Source organism: Streptomyces sp. NPDC002088, assembly GCF_040296605.1.
Lineage (GTDB): Bacteria > Actinomycetota > Actinomycetes > Streptomycetales > Streptomycetaceae > Streptomyces.
Genome location: NZ_JBEOXO010000007.1, coordinates 17,786 through 40,393 on the forward strand (window position 1 = coordinate 17,786; position 22,608 = coordinate 40,393).

Sequence of the window (22,608 nt, forward strand, 5' to 3'; positions counted from 1 at the left end):
GGCGTAGGGCCGTCCGCTGGTGGCGGGCGGCCCTATTTCCTTGCGCGCTACCCGGTGGGGCGCGCGCTCAGGTGACGGCCGAGCGGAGGGTCAGCTCTGCTTGCCGTTGCCGCGCAGCTGATGCGGCATCGTCTGGGTCGCGCCCGGACGGGCCGGCATCGGTTGGGTCGCGGCCGTGGTCTGGGCGGCCAGGTTGGCTGCCGTGGTGGCGGCCTTGGCTTCGGAGGGGAGGATGGTCGTGGCCACCGTGCTGTTGTCGTCGGCCGGCAGCAGCAGGGGGAAACAGTTGACCGACAGTCGCATGGTGAAATGACCTTCCGGCAGCCTTAGTTGCTGATTGAATCGATGTCGCTCAAGCGTTGTCCGCTCCATCCGAGGGAAGTTCCCATGGCCGATGCATTCGACCCCAGCCAGCCCCCTGCGGACATCCGCAGCAGGATCGACACCACGAAGCCGCACCCGGCCCGGGTCTACGACGTGATGCTCGGCGGCAAGGACAACTACCCGGTCGACCGCCAGGCCGCCGCCGCGGCCATAGCCAACCACCCCCAGGGATTCCTCACCGCCCGGCACAACCGGGACTTCCTGCGCCGTGCGGTCACCGCGCTCGTGGAGAAGGAAGGCATCCGGCAGTTCCTCGACATCGGCACCGGGCTGCCGACCGCGCAGAACGTGCACCAGATCGCCCAGGCCATCGCCCCCGAGTCGCGGGTGGTGTACGCCGACAACGACCCGGTCGTGCTCGCGCACGCGCGCGCCCTGCTGACCAGCGGGCCCGAGGGCCGTACCGAGTACATCGACGCCGACCTGCGCGACTACCCGAGCATCCTGCGCGAGGCGGCCCGGACACTGGACTTCGACCAGCCCATCGCCCTGGGCCTGGTGGCCGTGCTGCACTTCATCGACGACGACGAGGCGTACGGCATCGTCCGCGAACTGCTGGACGCGCTGCCCTCGGGGAGCTGGCTGATCTTCAGCCACATGGCCTCGGACCTGCACCAGGAAGACACCGCCAAGGTGGTGGAGTCGTTCAAGAAGAGCGGGCTGACCTTCTACCTGCGTTCACAGGCGGAGGTGGAGCGGTTCTTCACCGACAACGGCCTGACGCTCGCCGAGCCGGGAGTGGTCCCCGTCCCTCAGTGGCGACCCGACGGTGCGGCGCCCGTGCCCCCGACGCCGGACCCCGAGTACTACGAGTCGCTGGACCTCATCGACCGGATCAAGTACCACGACATCAACGACCTCACGAAGGCCACCGTCGCCGTCCACGCGGCGCTCGGCCGCAAGGCCTGAGGGACGCCTGCCCAGATCGGTAAGCGGCGGCCGACTCGGCGTCGGCAAAGGCATGCGCGGGGCGGGCGTAGCGTAGGGACCATGACGAAGTACGGATCTTTTCCCGGTACGCGTCCCCGGCGGCTGCGCACCACCCCCGTCATGCGGCGTATGGTCGCCGAGACCCGGCTGCACCCCGCCGACTTCATCCTCCCCGCGTTCGTGCGCGAGGGTGTGAGCGAGCCGGTGCCGATCACGGCGATGCCCGGAGTCGTGCAGCACACCCGCGACAGCCTGAAGAAGGCCGCGCTGGAGGCGGTGGAGGCCGGGATCTCCGGGATCATGCTCTTCGGAGTGCCCGAGGAGTCGAAGAAGGACGCGGTCGGGACGCCGGGCACCGACCCGGACGGGATCCTCCAGGTCGCCCTGCGCGATGTCCGTGCCGAGGTCGGTGACGACCTGCTGGTGATGTCCGACCTGTGCCTGGACGAGACCACCGACCACGGGCACTGCGGTGTCCTCGACGAGCAGGGCCGCGTCGACAACGACGCCACGCTCGAGCGGTACGCCGAGATGGCGCAGGTCCAGGCCGACGCGGGCGCCCACGTGGTCGGACCCAGCGGGATGATGGACGGCCAGATCGGCGTCATCCGCGACGCGCTCGACCAGATCGGGCGCGAGGACGTCGCCATCCTCGCCTACACCGTCAAGTACGCCTCCGCCTTCTACGGTCCCTTCCGGGAGGCCGTCGGCTCGTCCCTGCAGGGGGACCGGAAGACGTACCAGCAGGACCCGGCGAACATCCGTGAGTCCCTGCGTGAGCTGGCCCTCGACCTGGAGGAGGGCGCCGACATGGTGATGGTCAAGCCGGCCGGGCCCTACCTCGACATCCTGGCCCGGGTCTCCGACGCCGTGGACGTGCCGGTCGCCGCCTACCAGATCTCCGGCGAGTACTCGATGATCGAGGCCGCCGCCGAGAAGGGCTGGATCGACCGGGACCGGGCGATCCTGGAGGCGCTGATGGGCATCAAGCGGGCGGGTGCGCAGAACATCCTTACGTACTGGGCCACCGAGGTGGCCCGGAAGCTGCGCTGAGCGCTCCGCTGAGTGCTCCGCTGGAAGCGCGGTGACGACCTGCGGGCCGGTGGGGGCTGTGTCGGACTTCGTCAAGGCCGCTCAGGCGCTCAGTAGTTGATCGCGTCGTCCATGTTCTGCTGCCAGTACGTGACCGTCAGCGAGCTGTCGTAGTACACGCCCTTGGCCGGCAGGGACGGGGTCGCGGACGCGCCGCCGCTGCTGTTGGGTGTCGTGCCCTGGAAGGCGATCGTCAGCTTGTGGCCGGTCGTGCCGCCGTCGCCGCTGCCGTCGGCGGCGGCGAGCAGTACGCCCGCGTAGCCGGACTCGCCGGGCGCGAGGGTGACCACCGCCTGCGGCTGGGTCGCCTCGGCCCCCTGCGGAACCCACTGCATCTCGTCGAAGCGGAGCACGGGGAAGTAGGTCAGGTCGCAGGTCTTGCTGCCCGTGTTCTTGACCGTGATCAGCATGTGGTTGAGGGGTCGGGAGACCGGCTGGGCGGTGACCTTCGTGTTGGAGCCGTTGCAGAGGACGCGGGAGGCGTCGGACGAGGAGTCCGACGTCGAGCCTCCCGTGGAGGCCGAGGAATCCGAGGTGGAGTTCGGTGTCGTGCCCGGCTCTGCGGTGGCCCCACCTGCCGGCTTCTCCGCCGAAGGCGTCTGAGTCTGAGTCTGCGTCGGTGTCGTGGTCGTCGTGGCCGGCTTCGACGCGCCTTCGTCCCTCGCTCCAGTCCCGTCCTCGCATGCCGTGAGAGCGAGGGCGGCGAGGGCGAGGCCGGTGGCGGCGAGCAGGCGGGTACGTCGAGTTCGCATGGCAGGTCCTCTTCCGAGAAGGGGTGGCGTGCTTGGATGGTCACAGCTTGTGGGGCGATCCGTCCCGGCCGCCACGATCGGCGGACGATCAGGGACGCTGGAATGCCCACACCGGCTTTGACCTGGGGAAACGTCCCCTCCCTGGAATGCGGGGATGGGACACGGGGGAGGGAAGAACGGTGTCGGAGGGAACGGCGGGCGCGGGGTTCGCGGAGCTGCTGCGGGAGTTGAAGGAGCGTTCCGGGCTGAGTTACGGGGTGCTCGGCAAACGGCTCCACATGAGTACGTCGACCCTGCACCGCTACTGCAACGGGGATGCCGTACCGACGGACTACGCCCCCGTGGAGCGGCTCGCCCGCCTCTGCAAGGCGTCATCGGACGAGCTGGTCGAGCTGCACCGGCGGTGGGTGCTGGCGGACGCGGTGCGGGGGCGGAAGGAACCAACGCCTGAGCCGCGGCCGAGGCCAGAGGCGGCGCCTGGGCCGACACCAGAGCCAGCGCCAGAACCGACGCCAGAGCCAGCGCCGGAGCTGACACCAGAGCTGACGCCAGAACCGGCGCCGGAGCTGATGTCCGAGCCGACGGTCACGTCCGGGCCGGCGGAAGCGGGAGAGGTCGTCCCGGAAACCGGCCGCCGCACCCGTACCGCCCTCATCGCCGGGCTCGTCGTCGCCGCCGTCCTCGGTGCCGTCACGCTGGCCCTGGGCCTTCCCTCCGGCGGCTCGGACGGCGGTGACGGGAGCCCCGTCGGGGCCGCGTCGGGGCAGGGCGCGGGCGGCGGGAAGGCCGCGCGGACACCGGACGACGGCGCCTCGGCGTCTGCTTCCGCCTCCGCCTCTCCCTCCGGCTCCGGTTCCCCCTCACCCTCCGCCCCGGCCTCAACCGCGGCTTCGGTTTCGGCTTCCGCGGAGGGAGGTCAGGCCGATGGCGGTGACGCCGCCTCCGATGCCGTGCCGCTGACGGTCACCACGAGCCCGTACACCTGGGAAAGCCCCTGCTCCCAGCACTACTTGATCGACCGGCCGCCGGGGGAGGTGTCCCCGCCGCCGCTGGAGTCGGATGCGACCGCCTGGGTGGCCGCGCACAAGGCCGTGTCGTCGGGGGAGCAGTTCGTCACGCTGACCGTGCAGGGCACCGGGCAGGAGACCGTGGTCGTGGACAGCCTGACGGTCCGTACGAGCAAGAGCTCGCCCCTCGCCTGGAACGACTACGCCATGGGTTACCCCGGGGTCGGTTGCGGCGGCGGTGTGCCGACCCGGTCCTTCACCGTGGCCCTCGACGCCGCGCGTCCGGCCGTCGTGCCCGAGGCGGGGCACCGGGACTTCCCGTTCAAGGTGAGCGAGTCCGACCCGGAGGTCTACTACATCACCGCCGACGCCTCCGCGTACGACGTGAGCTGGTACCTGGAGCTGGCCTGGTCCAGCGGCTCCCGGCACGGCACGCTCCGGATCGACGACCACGGCAGGCCGTTCCGCACGAGCGGCAACAACGGGCGGCCCGCCTACGAGTTCCCGCTCGGCGGCTCGGGGTGGGTCAAGGCAGGGACGACTTCGTAGGCGGAGGACGCCGAGGGCAGGCCCGCGTCCGACGGTCCCTCGTCACGCAAGCCCTCCCCCAGCCGGCGTCCATCGGTCAGTCCCACCAGAAGGACCACGTCTGTTCGCCGATCAGGTCCTTCGCGTAGTCGCGCAGAGCGTCCGGGCCGTCGTGCGTGATGTTGTCCGGGCAGAACGCGAAGTGCTCCGCCGCCACCGCCTCGGCTTCGGCCGGGGTGGTGGGCGGGGCGGCGACGGACACGACCATGCGGTCGAAACCGAGAGCCACGACCCGTATGCCGAAGCGGTCCTCCCAGGAGCGCAGGACCGCACAGTAGACGGCGACGTCCTCCTCGTAGTTCAGGGGGCCGGTCCAGCCGATGGCCGCCGGGATGTCCGCGCTGCGGCGCGCCGGCACCAGGGCCAGGTGCGGTTCCTTGAACCAGGTGCGGTCGTCGGCCAGGGAGTCGGCGACCTCGGCGGCACGCGCGTCCGGATCGGCGGTGCGGGTGAGGGGGGCGGCAAGGCCGGGCCACTCGTCCTCCGCCGCCGCGTACTCCTCCCAGAACTCCTCGAGTACCTCCTCGGCGTCGTGATTCCCCGGATACGACGCCTCCCCGGGCATCAAGTCCCACTCCTCCGGCCCGCCTTGGCTGCCGCCGAGGTCTATCAGAACGGGGAGGAGGCCCGCGCGCCCGGCGCGCACGCCCAGCGCAGTCCAGTTGCCGGTGGACGCGGGCTGCTCGGCGTGCCACAGCAACGGCTCGTGCCACGGACCTTCGTCCGTCGCGTCGATCAGTCTCCCGAGCGGGAGTTGGAGCCCGAGCGAACGACCGCTCGGGTCGGCCGCCAGCGTGGGCAGCGGGTTGGGAAGTGTCGCCATGCCGCCGACTGTAGGGGCAGGCACTGACAGCGGTCGGCGTGGGTGGGACGCCGGAAAGGTTGATTGATTTACGCAACTAATGCGCTAGGCTGCCTGTCAGCACCGGCAGTTGGAGAGGCGCAGCATCGTGGCCGTGACCGTAGTGGACGACAGAACCGCACTCGTACTGATCGACCTCCAGGTCGGTACGCTCGCCGCCCCCACTCAGCCCTACGCGGCTGCCGACGTGGTGACCAGGGCCGCCGAGCTTGCCGACGCGTTCCGTGCCGCCGGTCTGCCGGTCGTCCTGGTCCGGATGGCGACCGCGCCCGACGGGGCCGACGCGGTACGCGGCCGCAGCGAGGCCGCGCGACGGGCGGGCGGGACCTCCCGGCCGTACGACCTCGGCCCGATCGCCGAGCAACTCGCCGGACACGACGGGGACATCCTCGTGACCAAGCGGAACTGGGGCGCCTTCTACGGCACCGACCTGGACCTCCAACTGCGCCGCCGGGGCGTGACGCAGATCGTCCTCGGCGGGGTGGCGACCAGCCTCGGCGTGGAATCCACGGCCCGCGCGGCCCACGAGCACGGGTATCACGTCACGTTCGCGGTAGACGCGATGACCGACATCAACGGCGCCGCGCACGAGCACAGCGTCTCGTGGGTCTTCCCGCTCATCGGCGAACCCGGGACGACCGAGGAGATCGTCGACCTGCTCGCCAAGTCGCCTTCCTAGCGGGCGAGGGAGGCGGTGAAGGCGGTCCAGGTGGTGGGGGCGACCGTGAGGGTGGGGCCGCTGTCTTCGGGGTTCTTGGAGTCGCGGATGTGGATGGTGTGGGGGCAGGTGGCGACCTCGACGCACTCGCCGCCCTCGCTGCCGCTGTAGCTGGACTTGCGCCAGACGTAAGCGACTTCGAGGCATTCGCCGCCTTCATCGCCGCTGTAGGTCGACTTGAACCACTGAAGTGCGGTGCTCATTTCTCTCCTAGCAGACGGTCCAGCAGGTCTTTTGACTCTTGCGGCGTCAGGGCCTGTGCTCGCAGCATCGCATACTTGCGCGCCAGGATGGACACCTCGTCCGGGTCGGAAACCCACTGGCTGCCGCGCTGACCTTCGATGTAGGCCAGGTGCTGATGGTCCGGTGTTTCCAGGAGTACGAAGGGGCCGTCGAGTCCGGCATGCGACGGGCTGGTCAATGGCAAGAACTGCATTGACAGGGATGGGAGTTCGGCGCACGCGTGCAGGTGGCGCAACTGCTCGATGCGCATATCCGGACTGCCGATCTCCAGGCTCAGCACCGGTTCCCAGATGACGAAACTGACCGTCGGCGGGTCTGTGCGATGCAGGATGTCCTGACGGCCCACGCGGGCAGACGTCTTGGTCTCGACTTCGTCCCCGTTGTACGCGGGCACCCGTTCACGTAGGACCGCCCGCGCGTACGCCTCGGTCTGGAGGAGGCCGGGCAGGACCTGGTTGGCGTACAGGGAGAGGGCGATGGCCTCACGCTCGTGTTCCACGTACAGCTCCGCCCACATCGGAAACTGATCGATCTCCGGCAGGTTGGCCACCCCCGCCGCCAACAGCCCTTTCGTCCCCAGGATTTCGTCCAGCAGCTCCGCCAGATCCGGCTTCAGCGGCCGCCTTCCCTGCTCGATCGACGCGATCGTCTCCTCGTCGAGCATCAGTCGCTCCCCGAGTTCCCGTTGCGTCATGCCCGCCGTCCGCCGAGCCGTTCCGAGCTGGACGCCCAGCATCTTCGTGGCCGAGAAGTTTTTCTTCCGTGGAACGTTCCTGGAGTTCATGCTGGTCCAACTCCCCATGCCTGTCCGTACGCGACCCCGTATGAACCCGTACAAAAATTCCGTACGGGTTCACTCGGTGATCCACGGTAGTGACTCTCCGCAACTCTCGTCCCGTGAACGAGACGATCCAACTCCCGCCTTTGCGCGAGAAGTTCTTCCGGCGTGAGCGTCGGTCCGTACCTGCCGCCAGGCAGTTCGCGTACGAGGCGCTGGTCGGCTGGGGGCTCGCGGGTACCGAGGTCGGGGACGACGTGTTGCTGTGCGTGAGTGAGCTGGCCACGAACGCGCTGGTGCACGGCGCGCCGCCCGGGCGTCACTTCCTGGTGTTCCTGCGGTGCGACGGGCAGGTGCTGCGGTTGGAGGTGCACGACAGTGGGCCGGGTGAGCCGCGCGTCGCCGACGAGGCGGACGAGGGAGGGCGGGGGTTGCTGCTGGTCGCGGCCCTCGCCGACAAGTGGGGGGTGGGGGAGCGGGAGCTCGGCAAGGTGGTGTGGTGCGAGTTCGCGCGCCTACGACCCACTACGTGACCTGCGTTTCCGCTGGTTTGCTGCTGCCGGACGCGGAAGAGCACCGGTCGGCGGCATGCCCGGTACCGGTGCTCTTCGAGCGGGCGTGGGCGCAGATCCGGGGGATCCGCGCCTGCTGGGTCAGAGGCGCTCAGGCGTCCTGATGCCCAGCAGGGCCATGCCCTTGTGGAGCGTGCGGGCCGTCAGGTCGACCAGGAGCAGGCGGTTCTCCACGTGCTCCGGCGTCTCGGCCTTCAGGACCGGGCACTGGTCGTAGAACGTCGTCAGCAGCGACGCCAGCTGGTACAGGTACGACGCCAGCTTGTGCGGCTCGTGGCCGGCGGCGACGTCCAGGACCGTCTCGCCGAACTGGTCCAGGTGCAGGCCCAACGCCCGCTCCGCCGGGGCCAGTTCCAGCTCCGGGTGGGCGGCCGGACGGGCCTCGCCCGCCTTGCGCAGGATCGACTTGATACGGGCGTACGCGTACTGGAGGTAGACGGACGTGTCGCCGTTCAGCGACACCATCTGGTCCAGGTCGAACTTGTAGTCCCGCACCGCCGACGTCGACAGGTCCGCGTACTTCACGGCGCCGATACCGACGTACTGGCCGTTCTCGACGATCTCCTGCTCGGACAGGCCCACCTTCTCGGCCTTCTCCCGGACGACGGTCGTCGCCCGCTCGACCGCCTCGTCGAGGAGGTCGACCAGCTTGACCGTCTCGCCCTCACGGGTCTTGAACGGCTTGCCGTCCTTGCCGAGGACCGTGCCGAAGGCGAGCTGGAAGGCCTTGACGTCGTCGTTCAGCCAGCCGGCCCGGCGGGCGGTCTCGAAGACCATCCGGAAGTGCAGCGCCTGCCGGGCGTCCACGACGTACAGGAGGGAGTTCGCCTTCAGGTTGAAGACACGGTCGCGGATCGCGGAGAGGTCGGTCGCCGCGTAGCCGTAGCCGCCGTCCGACTTCTGCACGATCAGCGGGACCGGGTTGCCGTCCGGGCCCTTGATGTCCTCGAAGAACACGCACAGCGCGCCCTCGGAGCGGACTGCGACACCGGATTCCTCCAGCAGGCGGCAGGTCTCCGCGAGCATGTCGTTGTAGCCGGACTCGCCGACGATGTCCGCGTCCCGGATCTCCATGTCCAGCTTCTCGAAGACGGAGAAGAAGTAGATCTTCGACTCGTCCACGAACTTCTGCCAGGTGGCGAGGGTGTGCGGGTCCCCGGCCTGGAGGTCCACGACCCTGCGACGGGCCCGCGTCTTGAACTCCTCGTCGGAGTCGAAGAGCTTCCTGGCCGTCTTGTAGAGGCGGTCGAGGTTCGACATCGCCTCCTCGCCGCTCACCTCATCGGCCTTGTGGTCCAGCTCGTGCGGGTGCTCGTCCAGGTACTGGATGAGCATGCCGAACTGGGTGCCCCAGTCGCCGATGTGGTGACGCCGGACGACGGTCTCGCCGGTGAACTCCAGGAGCTTGACCACCGCGTCGCCGATCACCGCCGAGCGCAGGTGGCCGACGTGCATCTCCTTCGCCACGTTCGGCTGCGCGTAGTCGATCACCGTCGTGCCCGGGTGCGCGGCGAACGGCACGCCGAGGCGGTCGGTGTCCGCGTACCGCGCGGTCAGGTTCTCCGTGATCGTCTTGTCGCTGATCGTGATGTTCAGGAAGCCGGGACCGGAGACCTCGATGTCCTTGATCACGTCACCGGTGACGATGTGGGAGACGACCTGCGTCGCCAGCTCCCGCGGGTTGGCCTTGGCCTTCTTCGCGAGCGCCAGGATGCCGTTCGCCTGGAAGTCCGCCCGGTCACTTCGTCGCAGCAGCGGGTCCGCGGAACCGGCATCCGGCAGGGCTGCCGAGAGTGCCGTCGCGAGGTGCTGCTGGACGGAGTCGCTGAGGGACGTGACCGAGGCCATAGGAGTGGGTGCCGTTCTCCTCGTGGGATGGATAGACCCGCCCAGTATCCCACGGGGGGTAAAGCCGTTTTCCCGGGCGCGGGGTGGTCTGGGAGAATGGGACGGTCAGTACCTTCAGCAGCACCTTCAGAAAAAGAGGACGTGCCGATCGTGGCTCAGAGCACCGAGACCACCGACTGGGTCTCCCGTTTCGCGGATGAGGTCATCGAGGAGTCGGAGCGTCGGGCCCCGGGCAAAGCGACATCACTCGCTACCGCTCCGGTCGTTGTCGTCGCGTCCGGCCTCTCCCCCTCCGGCCCCATCCACCTGGGGAACCTCCGTGAGGTCATGACCCCGCACCTCGTCGCCGACGAGATCCGCCGGCGGGGCCACCAGGTCCGGCACCTGATCTCCTGGGACGACTACGACCGCTACCGCAAGGTGCCCCAGGGCATCGCCGGTGTCGACGACTCGTGGGGCGAGCACATCGGCAAGCCGCTGACCTCCGTCCCGGCCCCGAAGGGCTCGTCGTACCCGAACTGGGCCGAGCACTTCAAGGCCGCCATGGTCGAGGCGCTCGCCGAGCTGGGCGTCGAGTTCGACGGGATCAGCCAGACCGCGCAGTACACCGCCGGTGTCTACCGCGAGCAGATCCTGCACGCGATGAAGCACCGGGGTGACATCGACGCGATCCTCGACCAGTACCGCACCAAGAAGGCTCCGGCGAAGAAGCAGCAGTCGCAGAAGCCCGTCGACGAGGCCGAGCTGGAGGCCGAGGAGGGTTCGGGCGCGGCCGCCGAGGACGACGGCAGCTCCGGCTCGGCCGGGTACTTCCCGTACAAGCCGTACTGCGGCAACTGCGAGAAGGACCTCACCACCGTCACCTCGTACGAGGACGACACCACCGAGCTGACGTACACCTGCAACGCCTGCGGCTTCTCCGAGACCGTCCGGCTGAACGAGTTCAACCGGGGCAAGCTGGTCTGGAAGGTCGACTGGCCGATGCGCTGGGCGTACGAGGGCGTCGTCTTCGAGCCGAGCGGCGTCGACCACTCCTCTCCCGGGTCGAGCTTCCAGGTCGGCGGCCAGATCGTCGGGATCTTCGGCGGCAAGCAGCCCATCGGGCCCATGTACGCGTTCGTGGGCATCAGCGGCATGGCGAAGATGTCGTCGTCGAAGGGTGGCGTCCCCACCCCCGGTGACGCGCTGAAGATCATGGAGCCGCAGATCCTGCGCTGGCTGTACGCCCGCCGTAGGCCCAACCAGTCCTTCAAGATCGCCTTCGACCAGGAGATCCAGCGCCTCTACGACGAGTGGGACAAGCTCGACGCGAAGGTCGCCGACGGTTCGGCGCTGCCGGCGGACGTCGCCGCCCACTCGCGTGCCGTGCGGACGGCCGCAGCTGAGCTGCCGCGTACCGCCCGGCCGCTGCCGTACCGGACGCTGGCGTCCGTCGCCGACATCACCGCCGGGCACCAGGACCAGGCGCTGCGGATCCTGTCCGAGCTCGACCCGGACAACCCGATCGGCTCGCTGGACGAGGCCCGGCCCCGGTACGACAAGGCCGAGGCGTGGATCAACACGCACGTCCCCGCCGACCAGCGCACCATCGTGCGCGAGGAGCCCGACGCCGAGCTGCTGAAGTCCCTCGACGAGGCCTCCCAGCAGTCCCTGCGGCTGTTGGCCGACGGGCTGGCCGACCACTGGTCGCTCGACGGGCTCACCCACCTCGTCTACGGCGTTCCCAAGGTCCAGGCCGGCTTCCCCGCCGACGCCACGCCCAAGGAACTGCCGCCGGAGATCAAGACCGCCCAGCGGACGTTCTTCGCGCTGCTGTACCACCTGCTCGTCGGGCGCGACACCGGGCCGCGACTGCCCACGCTGCTGCTGGCGGTGGGGCAGGAGCGGGTGCGGGAGCTGCTCGGGGCGTAGCGCCCGCGATACGCGGAAGGGGCCCGGCGATTTCGCCGGGCCCCTTTTTTCATCGGCTCGTCCGTCCGACCACATCGCTACGCGATGTGGTCGTCCTGCAGTTCCGCGGTGTGACGGTTCGTGAAGCGCATCACCATGCGCTTGGCGTCGGCGTCCATGACGGGAACGCCGTAGGTCGCCTCGACGTTGTTGCTGAACTCACGCGGAGTGGGATAGCTGCCGTTGATCGACTGCTTGAAGACCTGGTAGTACGACTCCTCGTCCGGCTCCACAGCCGGGGTGCCGCCGCCTTCGCCGAGCTGACGGGTACGGTTCGGGCCGGCCGGGATGGGGAAGGTGCCCGTCTCCTCCGGAGAAGGCTCCTGCAAGGGAGGCTCCTCGTAGTACTGGTCCTGATACTGCTCCGCCTGCTGCTGCTCGGCGTACCAGTCGGCGTACTGCTGCTCGGGATCGTAGGCCGGGTCGTAGCCGCCCTGGTACTCGGTCTGCCGAGGAGTCTCGAACCAGGGACTCTGATCGGGCTCGGCCTCGTACCCCGGCTGCCCCACGCCGGGGCTGCCGACCAGCTCCGGGCGCTGCTCGCCGGGACGTGCTGCTTGCTGGGGAACGGGCGCCGACCCGGCGGCAGGACCGCCCGCGACTCCGGCGGCCGGATCAACCACGCCCGCGGCGGGAGCCGCACCGACTGCGGGAGCCGTGCCGGCCGCAGGCGCCGCGGCCAGCGCCGGCTGCGGTGCGGGCGGAAGCAAGGCCGGCTCGATACCCGCCGCCGCCAAGCCCGCGGGAGCCGTCTCCGCCAGCGGGACCCCGTACCGGGCCAGCCGCAGCGGCATCAACGACTCCACCGGGGCCTTCCTCCGCCACGCCCGGCCGAAGCGGGAACGCAGACGGGCCTGGTAGACCAGACGCTCCTGCTCCAGCTTGATGACCTGCTCGTAGGAGCGCAGCTCCCACAGCTTCATACGGCGCCACAGGAGGAACGTCGGGAGCGGAGAGAGCATCCAGCGGGTGAGACGGACACCCTCCATGTGCTTGTCGGCCGTGATGTCGGCGATGCGCCCGATGGCATGACGGGCCGCCTCGACCGCCACCACGAACAGCACCGGGATCACCGCGTGCATGCCCGTGCCCAGCGGGTCCGGCCAGGCAGCGGCACCGTTGAAGGCGATCGTCGCCGCCGTCAGCAGCCACGCCGTCTGCCGCAGAAGCGGAAACGGGATGCGGATCCAGGTCAGGAGCAGATCCAGCGCGAGGAGGACACAGATGCCCGCGTCGATACCGATCGGGAAGACGTAGGCGAAGTTCCCGAAGCCCTTCTTGATCGCAAGCTCTCGGACCGCCGCGTACGAACCGGCGAAGCCGATGCCGGCGATGATCACGGCGCCGGCCACGACCACGCCTATGAGAACGCGGTGCATCCGAGTCAGCTGCAGTGGCGCGGCCACTCGTACTCCCCTCCCCTTGCGTGTTGTTGCGCGCAACAGAGTGGCACATGTGTATGGCGCACGTGTTGCCGGTACGCCAGGAGCCCGACCCCGAAGGGGCCGGACTCCGTCAAAAAGCCGAAATCGACTACGAGTTGGCCCTCAGGCCTCCAGGTATGACAGTCAGCTCTTCTTGGACACCGACCGGGACGGGGAGGCACTCGCCGACTTCGACGCCGACGACGATGCCGACTTCGATGCCGACGGCGAAGCCGACTTCGACGGCGACTTCGACGGCGAAGACGATGCCGACTTCGACGGCGAGGGGCTCGCCGTGCCCGCGCTGCCGTTCACCGACGCCACCGCCGTCACCGCCTCCTTGGCAGCCTTCTGCGCGGCCGTCGCCAGGCCGTCGGCGCTCGGAGTCTTCTCACCGGCCAGACCCGCGCCGTTGTAGTCGAGAGTGACGACCACGTTCTCCACCCGCGCCACGACCGTCTGCTGCTTGAAGGCGCCTTCCTTCTTCTTCAGGTCATAGCGCACAGTCGTCGCCACGTCGCCCGTCCCGGCCAACGGCTCCGACTTCATGTTCTTCGCCCCCGACACCGCCTGAGCGTCCTGAACCTGCTGCTCGTAGTACGCCTGCGCCTGCTTCTCGCCCGTGCCGCGCGTGGTGTCGGAGTCGAAACGCAGCAGAGAGACGTTGAGCCAGCGGAACTGCGAACCCTTCACGCCCTTGTTCTCCAGGCTGCTCCACGAGCAGCTGGCGCGCGACGCCGTATCGTTCGACGTGCCCTCCTTGCCCGACTTCGCACCCTTCGGCACGAGTCCGGTCAGAGTCTTCGACGACAACACCGCACACGCCTTGGGCAGCCTCTGGTACGCCGCAGCCTGGACCGTCGGCGACGCACTCACGGACGAGTTCGCGCCACTGCCGGAGTCCTTCTGCCCGCTGCCACCAGAGCCGGAGTCCGAGTCGGAGCCCGAGGAGCAACCGGCGGCAACCAGGATCACGGGGACTGCTGCCACGCCGGCAAGGGCGCGGCGGAGGCGCCTTGCTCGCTGGGCACTCTGGTCACGCTGGTCGTCTCGCTGGGCTCGTCGCTGCATGGTTCCTTCACTCATGACGCTCGTGTTTCCTGCGGTCGGATCGGGTCCGAGGGGCCACGGTACGCGGTGAAGAAGCTGTGCGGTCGCGCTTCATTTGCTTTGAGAACGAGCGCGGACGGGCCCGCAAGTGGCGCTAACCGGCCAGTGAGTCGGCCAGCCGGGCGGCCAGTTTCCGGGCCCTGTCCTGCAGTTCCTCGCTGTCCGGGACGATGCCGACCGTGGCCGGCTGCTCCTCGTACTCGATGGTCACGATGACGTTCGACGTGCGGAACGCCACAGTCACCGTGCGCTGCCTGGCCGTCGAACCGGAGCTGCTGAGCACGTCGTCCAGGAACGCCTCGTCGCCAAGATCGCCGAGGGTGCGGGGCTGGAGGTCGGCGGGAGTGGCGGAGGAGGAAGAGGAAGGCGTGCTCGAGGGCGACGCCGAGGAAGACGAGGGCGACGTCGAGGACGGTGTCGAACTCGGGACGGCGGAGGAGGACCCGGAAGCGGTCCCGGTGTCGGTCCCGGTCTCGGTCTCGGAGATGGGCGTGGTCGGCTCCGGGAGGTCCGCCGCCTCCACCTTCGTCGCGAAGAGCTCCTCGGCCTGGCTGTCGTCACTCACCGTGTTGTCGTACGACACCACTCGCTCGAAGTCGATGAGGAGGTGGTCGGTGGCGTCCGCCGACTCGACCTTCCAGCGGCAGCCGACCTTGCGGTCGGTGTCGTACGTCAGCGTCGCCTCGCCGTCGTAGGCCTTGTCCCGCTGCTCCTGGTCAGTGATCTGCGCGATGCCCGGGAGGAGGGCGTCGAGGGTGTCGTGACTGACCGCACCGCAGGGCTCGGGGAGCGTGCGGTATTTCCCGGGCTGGGCCGCGGCCGTCGCCTGCCCGGCGCTGCCGGGGTTGGAGTTGTCCGTGGTGTCGCCCTCGCCGGAGCTACCGGTGCAGCCGGCCAGCAGCACCGCGAGGAGCGCGGCGACGCCGGATACGTACGCCTTCCGCTGCACGGTGAGGCTCCCTTCGACGGTGTGTCTCGGTGGGTGTCTGGCGTGAGTCTGTCCCTGGAACGATCCCGGGCCTGCCAGTGTCCCCGCTGGTTATTCGCTTGCCGCACGGGGGCGCTCCCTGGAGACAATGTGTATCGCACGCACTGCCGTGGACGCCGGTCCGTTGTCCCATTTGTTGACCTTGGCGCCGGTTTTGCGTTTTAAGGCTTTTCTTTTGGTTCCGGGGGAATGAGGACGATATGTCGTACGTGGAAATGCCGGGCGCGAAGGTCCCCATCCGCATGTGGGCCGACCCCGCGACGGTCGAGGACGTGGCGATGCAGCAGCTGCAGAACGTCGCGACCCTGCCGTGGATCAAGGGCCTGGCCGTCATGCCGGACGTGCACTACGGGAAGGGCGCGACGGTCGGGTCGGTCATCGCCATGCAGGGCGCGGTATGCCCTGCGGCGGTGGGGGTCGACATCGGCTGCGGAATGTCGGCGGTGAAGACCTCACTGACGGTGAACGACCTTCCGGGGGATCTGTCGCGGCTGCGGTCGAAGATCGAGCAGGCGATTCCGGTGGGGCGGGGGATGCATGACGATCCCGTGGATCCGGGAGGGTTCCATGGGCTGGCCACTGCGGGGTGGGACGAGTTCTGGGGGCGGTTCGACGGGATCGCCGAAGAGGTCAAATTCCGTCAGGAACGCGCCACGAAACAGATGGGAACGCTCGGAAGCGGCAACCATTTCGTCGAGGTGTGCACGGATACGGTCGGTTCGGTCTGGCTGATGCTCCACTCCGGCTCCCGGAACATCGGCAAGGAACTGGCCGATTTCCACATCGGAGTGGCCCAGAAGCTCCCGCACAACCAGGGGCTGGTCGACCGTGACCTCGCCGTCTTCATCGCGGACACCCCGCAGATGGCGGCGTACCGCAGCGACCTTTTCTGGGCGCAGGAGTACGCGAAGTACAACCGCACCCTCATGATGGCGCTCCTCAAGGACGTGATCCGCAAGGAGTTCAGGAAGGCGAAGCCGACCTTCGAGCCGGAGATCAGCGCGCACCACAACTACGTGGCCGAGGAGCGCTACGAAGGCATGGACCTGCTCGTGACCCGCAAGGGCGCGATCCGGGCCGGTTCCGGCGAGTACGGGATCATCCCGGGTTCGATGGGTACGGGGTCGTACATCGTGAAGGGTCTCGGGAACGAGAAGGCCTTCAACTCGGCCTCGCACGGCGCCGGCCGGCGCATGAGCCGCAACGCGGCGAAGCGCCGCTTCTCGACGAAGGACCTGGAGGAGCAGACGCGGGGCGTGGAGTGCCGTAAGGACTCCGGCGTCGTGGACGAGATCCCGGGGGCCTACAAGCCGATCGAGCAGGTCATCGACCAGCAGCGCGACCTCGTGGAGGTCGTGGCGAAGCTGAAGCAGGTCGTCTGCGTGAAGGGCTGAGCGCTCCGCTGGAAGCGCGGTGACGATCCTGCGGGCCGGTGGGGGCTGGTCGCGCCCACGCGGCGGAGCCGCATGTCGACACAGCCCCGCGCCCCTTACGGGGCGCGATACCGCACCGGACTTCGTCAAGATTGCTTACTGGGTCGGGAGTTCGGCGCCGTGCCGGTGATCGAGGCGGTTCACCCCTGTGAGTTAAGCGAGCCGTTTCTCCAGCAGTGTCACCGCGTACGGGCTTCCCGACCCGCCGTCCTTCGCGCGCTGTTCGCCGACCACCGTGTAGCCGGCGGACTCGTAGTACGCGCGGAGGCGGGGGTTGGACGTGAGGCAGTCCAGACGGGCGTAGGGGCGGCCGGTGGCGGCGATGCGGGATTCGGCCTGTGTCAGCATTTTGCGGCCCGTGCCTGGTGGGGCCGTGTGCGGGGTGGTCATGAGGCGGTGGATGTAGCCCGCGTCAGGGGGGCGGGGGCCCCAGGCGGCCGGGTCGTCCCACCAGAGTTCCCAGGCGCCGGACAGGTGGTCGCCGGTGTGGGCCAGCCAGACTTCGCCCTCCCGCATCCGGGTGCGGAAGTGGGTCTCGTCCTTTTCGCCGGGCTGCCATTGGCTGATTCCGCGGGCCAGTTGCCAGAGGGCGGCCGTGTCGCGGAGGCGGACCAGGGCGGGGGCGTCGGTGGGGGTGGCCTTGCGGTAGGTCAGGTTGGGCCAGGTGGTGGGCACCGGCTCCAGGAGGTGCGTGCGCAGGGTGGCCGACAGGGACTCCGCGTTCAGATTCAGGGCCTCGGTCACGTAGGCCTCCGTCGAGCCGTAGCGGGCCCTCAGCGACGCCAGGAACAGGCGCATCACCGACTCGGGGGCTCGGGCGAAGCCGGGCCAGGTGGGGGTGTGGCCGTTGTTGCGGGTTTTCCAGTCGGTCAGGAGGGACTGGGTGGCCAGTTCGGTGAGGCTGAAGTCCTCGATGATCACCGGGTCCGGGACGCCCAGGAGGGAGAGGGTCAGGGCGGCGAGCTGGCCGGTGCGGTCCTTGCCCGAGGCGCAGTGGAAGACCAGGGGGGAGGCTGACTCGGCCGACTCCGAGATCAGTTCCAGTGCGGTGCGGAGTTCCTTCGTACCGTCCTCGGCGACCTCCATGAAGCGTTCGGCCAGGTAGGGGCCGGGGGCGATGTCGGGGGTCAGGGCCGCCTGGTCGTAGGGGCGGTGCTCGATGCTGAGGTTGTGGTAGGCGAAGGAGGGGTGGGCTGGGATGCGGCCCCGGGTCTCGATTTCCCACGGGTAGCGGAGGTCCACCACGGTGCGGATGCCGAGGGAGAGGAAGCGGGTCCAGTCCTGCGTGTCCGGCGTCAGCTTGCCGAGGGAGTCCGAGCGGAACAGGCGGCCCGGGCGGATGCGGTGGCCGTCGCCGGCGGGGTAGCCGCCCAGGTCGCGGAAGTTGTGCAGGGCCTCGAAGGGTATGTGTCTGTCCACTGTCAGGACCCTAGGGCGTTCCGGGCTCTGGCCACCTGCGGTTCTACTTCGCGTGTCGCACCGCGTAGATCATCACGAACGCGACGATGTGGATGCCGAAGAGGAAGTACGCCAGGAAGATCCAGACCCGGCGTTCGTCCTTGGTCTCCTGGGCGAGGCGGCGCTTTTCGGCGGCGCGGGCGGGGTCGTCCGGCAAGGGCTCGGGCTCGGGCTCGGCGTCCGGCATCACAGTTCCCGGTGGACCTTCGTGTTGGATGCCTGGGCGCGAGGGCGGACGACCAGGAGGTCGATGTTGACGTGGGCGGGGCGGGTGACCGCCCAGGTGATCGTGTCCGCCACGTCGTCGGCCGTGAGCGGCTCGGCGACGCCCGCGTAGACCTTCGCCGCCTTCTCCTCGTCGCCGCTGAAGCGGGTCAGCGCGAACTCGTCGGTCTTGACCATGCCGGGCGCGATCTCGATGACACGGACGGGCCGGCCGACGATCTCCAGGCGCAGGGTCTCGGCGAGGACGTGGGCGCCGTGCTTGGCGGCGACGTAGCCCGCGCCGCCCTCGTACGTGCCGTGGCCGGCCGTGGAGGAGACGACCACGATCGTGCCGTCGCCGCTCGCGTCGAGCTTGGGGAGCAGGGCCTGGGTGAGGTGCAGCGTGCCGATGACGTTCGTCTCGTACATCGTGCGCCAGTCCGCCGGGTCGCCGGTCGCGACCGGGTCGGCGCCGAGTGCGCCGCCCGCGTTGTTGACCAGGACGCCGATGGTCTTGAAGGCGGTCGCGAACTCGTCGACGGCCGTGCGGTCGGTGACGTCCAGTTGGTACGCCGCCGCCGAGTGGCCGGCCGCGTTGAGCTCCTCCGCCAGCGCCTCGATGCGGTCCTTGCGGCGGGCGGTCAGGACGACGCGGTAGCCGGCGGCGGCGAGCTGCCGGGCCGTGGCGGCGCCGATTCCGCTGCTCGCACCGGTGACGACGGCGATGCGGGCGGCGGCGGAGGGTGCGGCGGTGGCCATGGGGCTGCTCCTCGGGCGTGCGGGCGAATCAGGCGTGCGGGCGTTCGTTTCTGCTCAGGGCCCAGCGTAGGCGACGGGGGAGATCGTGCGGTCGGGTGTTCCGAGGGGGGAGCGGTCAGCCGCCGTTCCTCGGCGCCCACATGATCACGGCCATTCCGGCGAGGCAGATCAGCGCGCCCGTGATGTCCCAGCGGTCGGGGCGGAAGCCGTCTGCGACCACTCCCCACAGGATCGAACCGGCGACGAAGATCCCGCCGTACGCGGCGAGGATGCGGCCGAAGTGGGCGTCGGGCTGGAAGGTGGCGACGAAGCCGTATGCGCCGAGGGCGAGGATGCCGCCGGTGATCCAGAGCCAGCCGCGGTGTTCGCGCAGGCCCTGCCAGACCAGCCAGGCGCCGCCGATCTCGAAGAGCGCGGCGACGACGAACAGGGCGGCGGAGCGGAGGATCAGCATGCGGGCAGCTTCGCACGCTCTTCGTACGCCTTTCGTACGCCCTTCGAACGGCTCCGGTGTCACCTGATGGAGGGCGCCTGCCGTCGGCTCCGCGTGGGATACATCCAATGGGATACATCCATGGCGACATCCATGCGGCTGCGGTGGCCGACGCTGCCTGTGGCAGGCCGCGGCGCGCTCGCCGCGCCGCACAAGCTCTGCGCGGCGCAGACGAAGAGGAGCGGGGCATGTCCGGGTCCGAGAACGAGCGGTCGCGGCTGCTGGACGAGCTGTCGACCGTCTCTCGCCGCTATATGGCCTCCTACGCCCTGTTCAACCAGGCCGTCGCCGACCACATCGGCCTGCACCCCACCGACCTGCAGTGTCTGAACCTGCTGACGCTGGAGGGTGGTCCGGTGACCACGGGCCGGATCGCGGAGCTGACGGGGCTGACGACCGGGTCGGCGACCCGGCTGGTGGACCGGCTGGAGAAGGCGGGGTACGTGGTCCGGGAGCGGGACGTGGCCGACCGGCGGCGGGTGCTGGTGGCGACCGTGCCGGAGAGGATCGCCGAGTTCGGGCGGGTGTGGGACCGGCTGGGCGGTGGTTGGACCGCCCTCTTCGACGGGCTGGACGACACCGAACTCGCCCTGATCATCGGGCACATGAAGCGGACGGTGGACTTCAGTGGGGAGCAGGTCGCCCGGCTGCGGGAGGGGCGGGTCTAGTTCTGCCCGCTCTCGCTCTCGGTGTCGTACCGCTCCCGGGCCGCGTGGACCTCGTCGAAGTGGGTCTCCGCCCAGTCCTTCACAACGGTGAGCAGGCAGGCGAGGTTGCTGCCCAGTGGGGTGAGTTCGTAGTCGACGCGGACGGGGACGGACGGGGTGACCGTGCGGGTGAGGATGCCGTCGCGTTCCAGTGAGCGCAGGGTCTGCGTGAGCATCTTGGGGCTCACGCCGGCGAGCTTGCGGCCGAGGTCGCTGTAGCGCATGGGGCCGGTGGCGAGCGCGGAGACGACGAGGCTGACCCACTTGTCGCTGATGCGGTCCAGGAGCTGGTTGGTGGGGCAACCGCGGAGGAAGGCGTCGTACTCGATGCGGGCCTGTTCGCGACGCTGGGCCGCTGTCGTGGTCGCCATGGCTCTCCTCCGGGTGAGGTAGGCACCTTCAGGTAACTACTTACTGAAAGACGGGAGTGCCCGAGCCGGGTGCGCGGCAGGTGCGGATCAAAGTGGCGGCGGCCGCGCTGAACCCGGTCGACGCGGGCGTGCGGTCCGGTGCCTTCGGGGGTGCGGGCAAGCGGATCGGGCTCGGCTGGGACGTGGCCGGGACGGTGGACGCGACCGGCGTGGCCACGGCGTGGAGCGTGGGCGACGAGGTGGTGGCGCTCGACTACGGCGTGGTCAAGGCGCTGGGTACGCATGCGGAGTACGTCGTCGTGGACACGGGCGCCGTGGCCAAGGCGCCCGCGACGGTGGACGCCGTGCACGCCGCCACCCTGCCGCTGAACGCGCTGACCGCCGCACAGGCCCTGGACCTGCTGGGGCTGACGCCGGAGCGCTCGCTGCTGGTGACGGGTGCGGCCGGTGCCGTGGGCGGCTACGCCGTCCAGCTCGCCGCCCACCGCGGGATCTCGGTGACCGCACTGGCCCGCAAGGACGACGAGGACCTCGTGCGGTCCCTGGGCGCCGCGCACTTCACGGCCGGGGAGGTCGAGCCGGCGAGCTTCGACGCGGTGCTGGATGCGGCGGTGCTCGGCGGGGCGGCACTGGAGTGGGTGCGGGACGGGGGAGTTTTCGCCGGGGTGATTCCGCAGGCCCAGCCCGCTTCGGTGCGGGGCGTTCGGACCGGTGCGGTCGAGGTGAGCGCCGACGGGGCGCGGCTGGCGGAGCTGGTCCGGCTGGTGGACGAAGGGGTGCTGACCCTCCGGGTGGCCGGGACATACGCCCTGGACGAGGCGGCCAAGGCGCACGCCCGGCTGGCGGAGGGCGGGGTGCGGGGGCGGCTGGTCCTCATCCCCTAGTGGCCGTGATCCCCTCTAGCGGGCGTGTCCTCGCCCACCTCAAGGATCATGCCCGCGCGCTCGGCTGCCGGGTGCTGAACCTGGACTCCGGCACCCAGCGGACCGGCGCCCACCGCTTCTGTCTGCGGGAGCGGATGGACATCACGGCGTTCCACTTCGTGAAGCGGCTGGGTTGGTCGCGTAGGCGGTGGGTGGCACCCCGACCGTCGCCGTGAAGTCGCGGACCAGGTGGGCCTGGTCCGCATAGCCCAGGTCGGCGGCGAGGGCCGCCCAGTCGACCGCCGTATCGGTCTCGGCGCGCTCCAGGGCCTCATGGATCCGGTAGCGCAGGATGACCCACTTGGGGCCGACGCCGACGTACCCGGCGAACAGACGTTGCAGCAGTCGTACGGACATCCCCTCGGCGCGGGCGAAGTCGGCGACGCGGCGGATCGTGCGGTCGGTGCGGATGCGGCCGACCAGGGCCATCGCCAGGTCGGCCTGGGGGTCGGGCCGCGGGGCGAGGCTGAGCAGGAACGTGTCCAGGGCGGCGATGCGGGCGTCCTCGTCGTCAGGGGTGAGGACGGCCTCGAGGTCCGCTGTCGGGAAGGCCTCGGGGGAGTGGACCCGTCGGCCCGTCCACTCGCTCACCCCCTGCCCCGGCGCGAAGGGGCGGAAGCCGCCCGGCCGGAACTTGATGCCGCACACCCGGCCCCGCCCCTCCAGCTTCTGGGTGAACAGGCCGAGCTGGATGCCGGCGACCTCGACAAAGGGGGCCTGGCCCTCGAACTGCTGGAAGACGATGTGCACCGAGGGGTGCGGGACCACGTGGGAGACGTACGGCTCGCGGAGGTCCCAGTCGATCAGCCAGTAGTGCTCCACGTGGCGGCGGAGGGCCTCGGCGGGTTCGGGGCGGCGGAAGTCCACGCGCGCGAGGAACTCCTCGGCGCCGACGATGCCTCGGGTGTCACGGCGTGGGGCGGCCATGTCGGGATCGTAGGACGGGGCACTGACATTGAGGCTGATGCTCAGGTTCGACATTGAGGCTGATGCTCAGGTTCAGCCGGCAGCTCA

24 protein-coding genes are annotated in these 22,608 nt (G+C 69.6%); 9 read left to right on the plus strand and 15 right to left on the minus strand.

Annotation, left to right across the window (positions count from 1 at the left end):
* Positions 1–90 precede the first annotated feature (90 nt).
* Complete coding sequence (locus ABT114_RS16535; protein ID WP_351143052.1) at positions 91–303, minus strand: hypothetical protein; 213 nt, start codon at positions 301–303, stop codon at positions 91–93.
* 84 nt (positions 304–387) lie between these two features.
* Between ABT114_RS16535 and ABT114_RS16540 the strand changes: the two genes are divergently transcribed.
* Together ABT114_RS16540 and hemB are read left to right on the plus strand one after the other, a co-directional pair.
* Complete coding sequence (locus ABT114_RS16540) at positions 388–1,293, plus strand: SAM-dependent methyltransferase (protein ID WP_351143054.1); 906 nt, start codon at positions 388–390, stop codon at positions 1,291–1,293.
* An 81-nt stretch (positions 1,294–1,374) separates the two neighbouring features.
* Positions 1,375–2,367 carry a porphobilinogen synthase gene (gene hemB, locus ABT114_RS16545; RefSeq protein WP_351143056.1) on the plus strand — a complete coding sequence of 331 codons (993 nt, stop codon included), beginning with the start codon at positions 1,375–1,377 and terminating at the stop codon, positions 2,365–2,367.
* 89 nt (positions 2,368–2,456) lie between these two features.
* Here the strand turns inward: hemB and ABT114_RS16550 are convergent, their stop codons facing one another.
* Positions 2,457–3,158 carry a DUF4232 domain-containing protein gene (locus ABT114_RS16550; RefSeq protein WP_351143058.1) on the minus strand — a complete coding sequence of 234 codons (702 nt, stop codon included), beginning with the start codon at positions 3,156–3,158 and terminating at the stop codon, positions 2,457–2,459.
* 179 nt (positions 3,159–3,337) lie between these two features.
* Here ABT114_RS16550 and ABT114_RS16555 point away from each other — a divergent pair, with 179 nt between their 5' ends.
* The gene (locus tag ABT114_RS16555) at positions 3,338–4,714 is read left to right on the plus strand and encodes a helix-turn-helix domain-containing protein (protein WP_351143060.1); all 1,377 of its coding nucleotides are present in this window, start codon (positions 3,338–3,340) and stop codon (positions 4,712–4,714) included.
* A gap of 76 nt (positions 4,715–4,790) precedes the next feature.
* Here ABT114_RS16555 and ABT114_RS16560 read toward each other — a convergent pair whose 3' ends face one another.
* Positions 4,791–5,576, minus strand: coding sequence for a DUF4253 domain-containing protein (locus ABT114_RS16560; protein WP_351143062.1), 786 nt, complete (start codon positions 5,574–5,576; stop codon positions 4,791–4,793).
* Positions 5,577–5,703: 127 nt separating this feature from the next.
* Between ABT114_RS16560 and ABT114_RS16565 the strand changes: the two genes are divergently transcribed.
* Complete coding sequence (locus tag ABT114_RS16565; protein ID WP_351143064.1) at positions 5,704–6,294, plus strand: isochorismatase family protein; 591 nt, start codon at positions 5,704–5,706, stop codon at positions 6,292–6,294.
* On the opposite strand, the gene ABT114_RS16570 is transcribed toward ABT114_RS16565, so the two are convergent.
* Together ABT114_RS16570 and ABT114_RS16575 are read right to left on the minus strand one after the other, a co-directional pair.
* Positions 6,291–6,536 (minus strand): DUF397 domain-containing protein, encoded by a 246-nt coding sequence (locus tag ABT114_RS16570; protein WP_351143066.1) that lies wholly within the window; start codon positions 6,534–6,536, stop codon positions 6,291–6,293. The two genes, ABT114_RS16565 and ABT114_RS16570, sit on opposite strands and share 4 nt — an antisense overlap.
* Positions 6,533–7,360, minus strand: a complete 828-nt coding sequence (locus ABT114_RS16575) for a helix-turn-helix domain-containing protein (protein WP_351143068.1) — start codon at positions 7,358–7,360, stop codon at positions 6,533–6,535. Before ABT114_RS16575 ends, ABT114_RS16570 begins: the two co-directional genes overlap by 4 nt.
* 113 nt (positions 7,361–7,473) lie before the next feature.
* Here ABT114_RS16575 and ABT114_RS16580 point away from each other — a divergent pair, with 113 nt between their 5' ends.
* Positions 7,474–7,887: an ATP-binding protein gene (locus ABT114_RS16580; RefSeq protein WP_351143070.1), complete on the plus strand. Its 414-nt coding sequence runs from the start codon at positions 7,474–7,476 to the stop codon at positions 7,885–7,887.
* Between the two features lie 120 nt (positions 7,888–8,007).
* On the opposite strand, the gene argS is transcribed toward ABT114_RS16580, so the two are convergent.
* Positions 8,008–9,774, minus strand: a complete 1,767-nt coding sequence (gene argS, locus ABT114_RS16585; protein WP_351143072.1) for an arginine--tRNA ligase — start codon at positions 9,772–9,774, stop codon at positions 8,008–8,010.
* 141 nt (positions 9,775–9,915) lie between these two features.
* On the opposite strand from argS, the gene lysS reads away from it, so the two are divergent.
* Positions 9,916–11,685 (plus strand): lysine--tRNA ligase, encoded by a 1,770-nt coding sequence (gene lysS / locus ABT114_RS16590; protein ID WP_351143074.1) that lies wholly within the window; start codon positions 9,916–9,918, stop codon positions 11,683–11,685.
* A gap of 77 nt (positions 11,686–11,762) precedes the next feature.
* On the opposite strand, the gene ABT114_RS16595 is transcribed toward lysS, so the two are convergent.
* The 3 genes from ABT114_RS16595 to ABT114_RS16605 all read right to left on the minus strand — a co-directional run bounded on the left by ABT114_RS16595 (position 11,763) and on the right by ABT114_RS16605 (position 15,207).
* Complete coding sequence (locus ABT114_RS16595; protein WP_351143075.1) at positions 11,763–13,130, minus strand: DUF2637 domain-containing protein; 1,368 nt, start codon at positions 13,128–13,130, stop codon at positions 11,763–11,765.
* Between the two features lie 162 nt (positions 13,131–13,292).
* Positions 13,293–14,234, minus strand: a complete 942-nt coding sequence (locus ABT114_RS16600; RefSeq protein WP_351143077.1) for a DUF3558 domain-containing protein — start codon at positions 14,232–14,234, stop codon at positions 13,293–13,295.
* Between the two features lie 118 nt (positions 14,235–14,352).
* Positions 14,353–15,207, minus strand: coding sequence for a DUF3558 domain-containing protein (locus ABT114_RS16605; protein ID WP_351143079.1), 855 nt, complete (start codon positions 15,205–15,207; stop codon positions 14,353–14,355).
* 239 nt (positions 15,208–15,446) lie between these two features.
* On the opposite strand from ABT114_RS16605, the gene ABT114_RS16610 reads away from it, so the two are divergent.
* Complete coding sequence (locus ABT114_RS16610) at positions 15,447–16,640, plus strand: RtcB family protein (protein WP_351143081.1); 1,194 nt, start codon at positions 15,447–15,449, stop codon at positions 16,638–16,640.
* Between the two features lie 192 nt (positions 16,641–16,832).
* Here the strand turns inward: ABT114_RS16610 and ABT114_RS16615 are convergent, their stop codons facing one another.
* The 4 genes from ABT114_RS16615 to ABT114_RS16630 all read right to left on the minus strand — a co-directional run bounded on the left by ABT114_RS16615 (position 16,833) and on the right by ABT114_RS16630 (position 19,554).
* On the minus strand, positions 16,833–18,098 hold the full coding sequence (locus tag ABT114_RS16615; RefSeq protein ID WP_351143083.1) for a GNAT family N-acetyltransferase: 1,266 nt from the start codon (positions 18,096–18,098) through the stop codon (positions 16,833–16,835).
* Positions 18,099–18,141: 43 nt separating this feature from the next.
* Positions 18,142–18,324 carry a hypothetical protein gene (locus ABT114_RS16620; RefSeq protein WP_351143085.1) on the minus strand — a complete coding sequence of 61 codons (183 nt, stop codon included), beginning with the start codon at positions 18,322–18,324 and terminating at the stop codon, positions 18,142–18,144.
* Positions 18,324–19,100 carry an SDR family NAD(P)-dependent oxidoreductase gene (locus ABT114_RS16625; RefSeq protein WP_351143087.1) on the minus strand — a complete coding sequence of 259 codons (777 nt, stop codon included), beginning with the start codon at positions 19,098–19,100 and terminating at the stop codon, positions 18,324–18,326. The genes ABT114_RS16620 and ABT114_RS16625 overlap by 1 nt, the downstream gene beginning before the upstream one ends.
* A gap of 115 nt (positions 19,101–19,215) precedes the next feature.
* On the minus strand, positions 19,216–19,554 hold the full coding sequence (locus tag ABT114_RS16630) for a YnfA family protein (protein WP_351143089.1): 339 nt from the start codon (positions 19,552–19,554) through the stop codon (positions 19,216–19,218).
* 227 nt (positions 19,555–19,781) lie between these two features.
* On the opposite strand from ABT114_RS16630, the gene ABT114_RS16635 reads away from it, so the two are divergent.
* Positions 19,782–20,261, plus strand: a complete 480-nt coding sequence (locus tag ABT114_RS16635; RefSeq protein ID WP_351143091.1) for a MarR family winged helix-turn-helix transcriptional regulator — start codon at positions 19,782–19,784, stop codon at positions 20,259–20,261.
* Here the strand turns inward: ABT114_RS16635 and ABT114_RS16640 are convergent.
* Positions 20,258–20,671 (minus strand): winged helix-turn-helix transcriptional regulator, encoded by a 414-nt coding sequence (locus ABT114_RS16640; RefSeq protein ID WP_351143093.1) that lies wholly within the window; start codon positions 20,669–20,671, stop codon positions 20,258–20,260. The two genes, ABT114_RS16635 and ABT114_RS16640, sit on opposite strands and share 4 nt — an antisense overlap.
* 56 nt (positions 20,672–20,727) lie before the next feature.
* Between ABT114_RS16640 and ABT114_RS16645 the strand changes: the two genes are divergently transcribed.
* Positions 20,728–21,555, plus strand: a complete 828-nt coding sequence (locus tag ABT114_RS16645) for an NADP-dependent oxidoreductase (RefSeq protein WP_351143095.1) — start codon at positions 20,728–20,730, stop codon at positions 21,553–21,555.
* Between the two features lie 141 nt (positions 21,556–21,696).
* On the opposite strand, the gene ABT114_RS16655 is transcribed toward ABT114_RS16645, so the two are convergent.
* Positions 21,697–22,521: a DUF6597 domain-containing transcriptional factor gene (locus ABT114_RS16655; RefSeq protein WP_351143097.1), complete on the minus strand. Its 825-nt coding sequence runs from the start codon at positions 22,519–22,521 to the stop codon at positions 21,697–21,699.
* Positions 22,522–22,608: the final 87 nt, after the last annotated feature.

What these genes read in the sequence shown, in the direction of transcription:
- ABT114_RS16535 (WP_351143052.1), bottom strand. Translation starts at nt 303, where the DNA reads ATGCGACTGTCGGTCAACTGTTTCCCCCTGCTGCTGCCGGCCGACGAC.
- ABT114_RS16540 (WP_351143054.1), top strand. Translation starts at nt 388, where the DNA reads ATGGCCGATGCATTCGACCCCAGCCAGCCCCCTGCGGACATCCGCAGC.
- hemB (WP_351143056.1), top strand. Translation starts at nt 1,375, where the DNA reads ATGACGAAGTACGGATCTTTTCCCGGTACGCGTCCCCGGCGGCTGCGC.
- ABT114_RS16550 (WP_351143058.1), bottom strand. Translation starts at nt 3,158, where the DNA reads ATGCGAACTCGACGTACCCGCCTGCTCGCCGCCACCGGCCTCGCCCTC.
- ABT114_RS16560 (WP_351143062.1), bottom strand. Translation starts at nt 5,576, where the DNA reads ATGGCGACACTTCCCAACCCGCTGCCCACGCTGGCGGCCGACCCGAGC.
- ABT114_RS16570 (WP_351143066.1), bottom strand. Translation starts at nt 6,536, where the DNA reads ATGAGCACCGCACTTCAGTGGTTCAAGTCGACCTACAGCGGCGATGAA.
- ABT114_RS16575 (WP_351143068.1), bottom strand. Translation starts at nt 7,360, where the DNA reads ATGAACTCCAGGAACGTTCCACGGAAGAAAAACTTCTCGGCCACGAAG.
- argS (WP_351143072.1), bottom strand. Translation starts at nt 9,774, where the DNA reads ATGGCCTCGGTCACGTCCCTCAGCGACTCCGTCCAGCAGCACCTCGCG.
- ABT114_RS16600 (WP_351143077.1), bottom strand. Translation starts at nt 14,234, where the DNA reads ATGAGTGAAGGAACCATGCAGCGACGAGCCCAGCGAGACGACCAGCGT.
- ABT114_RS16610 (WP_351143081.1), top strand. Translation starts at nt 15,447, where the DNA reads ATGTCGTACGTGGAAATGCCGGGCGCGAAGGTCCCCATCCGCATGTGG.
- ABT114_RS16620 (WP_351143085.1), bottom strand. Translation starts at nt 18,324, where the DNA reads ATGCCGGACGCCGAGCCCGAGCCCGAGCCCTTGCCGGACGACCCCGCC.
- ABT114_RS16625 (WP_351143087.1), bottom strand. Translation starts at nt 19,100, where the DNA reads ATGGCCACCGCCGCACCCTCCGCCGCCGCCCGCATCGCCGTCGTCACC.
- ABT114_RS16630 (WP_351143089.1), bottom strand. Translation starts at nt 19,554, where the DNA reads ATGCTGATCCTCCGCTCCGCCGCCCTGTTCGTCGTCGCCGCGCTCTTC.
- ABT114_RS16635 (WP_351143091.1), top strand. Translation starts at nt 19,782, where the DNA reads ATGTCCGGGTCCGAGAACGAGCGGTCGCGGCTGCTGGACGAGCTGTCG.
- ABT114_RS16640 (WP_351143093.1), bottom strand. Translation starts at nt 20,671, where the DNA reads ATGGCGACCACGACAGCGGCCCAGCGTCGCGAACAGGCCCGCATCGAG.
- ABT114_RS16655 (WP_351143097.1), bottom strand. Translation starts at nt 22,521, where the DNA reads ATGGCCGCCCCACGCCGTGACACCCGAGGCATCGTCGGCGCCGAGGAG.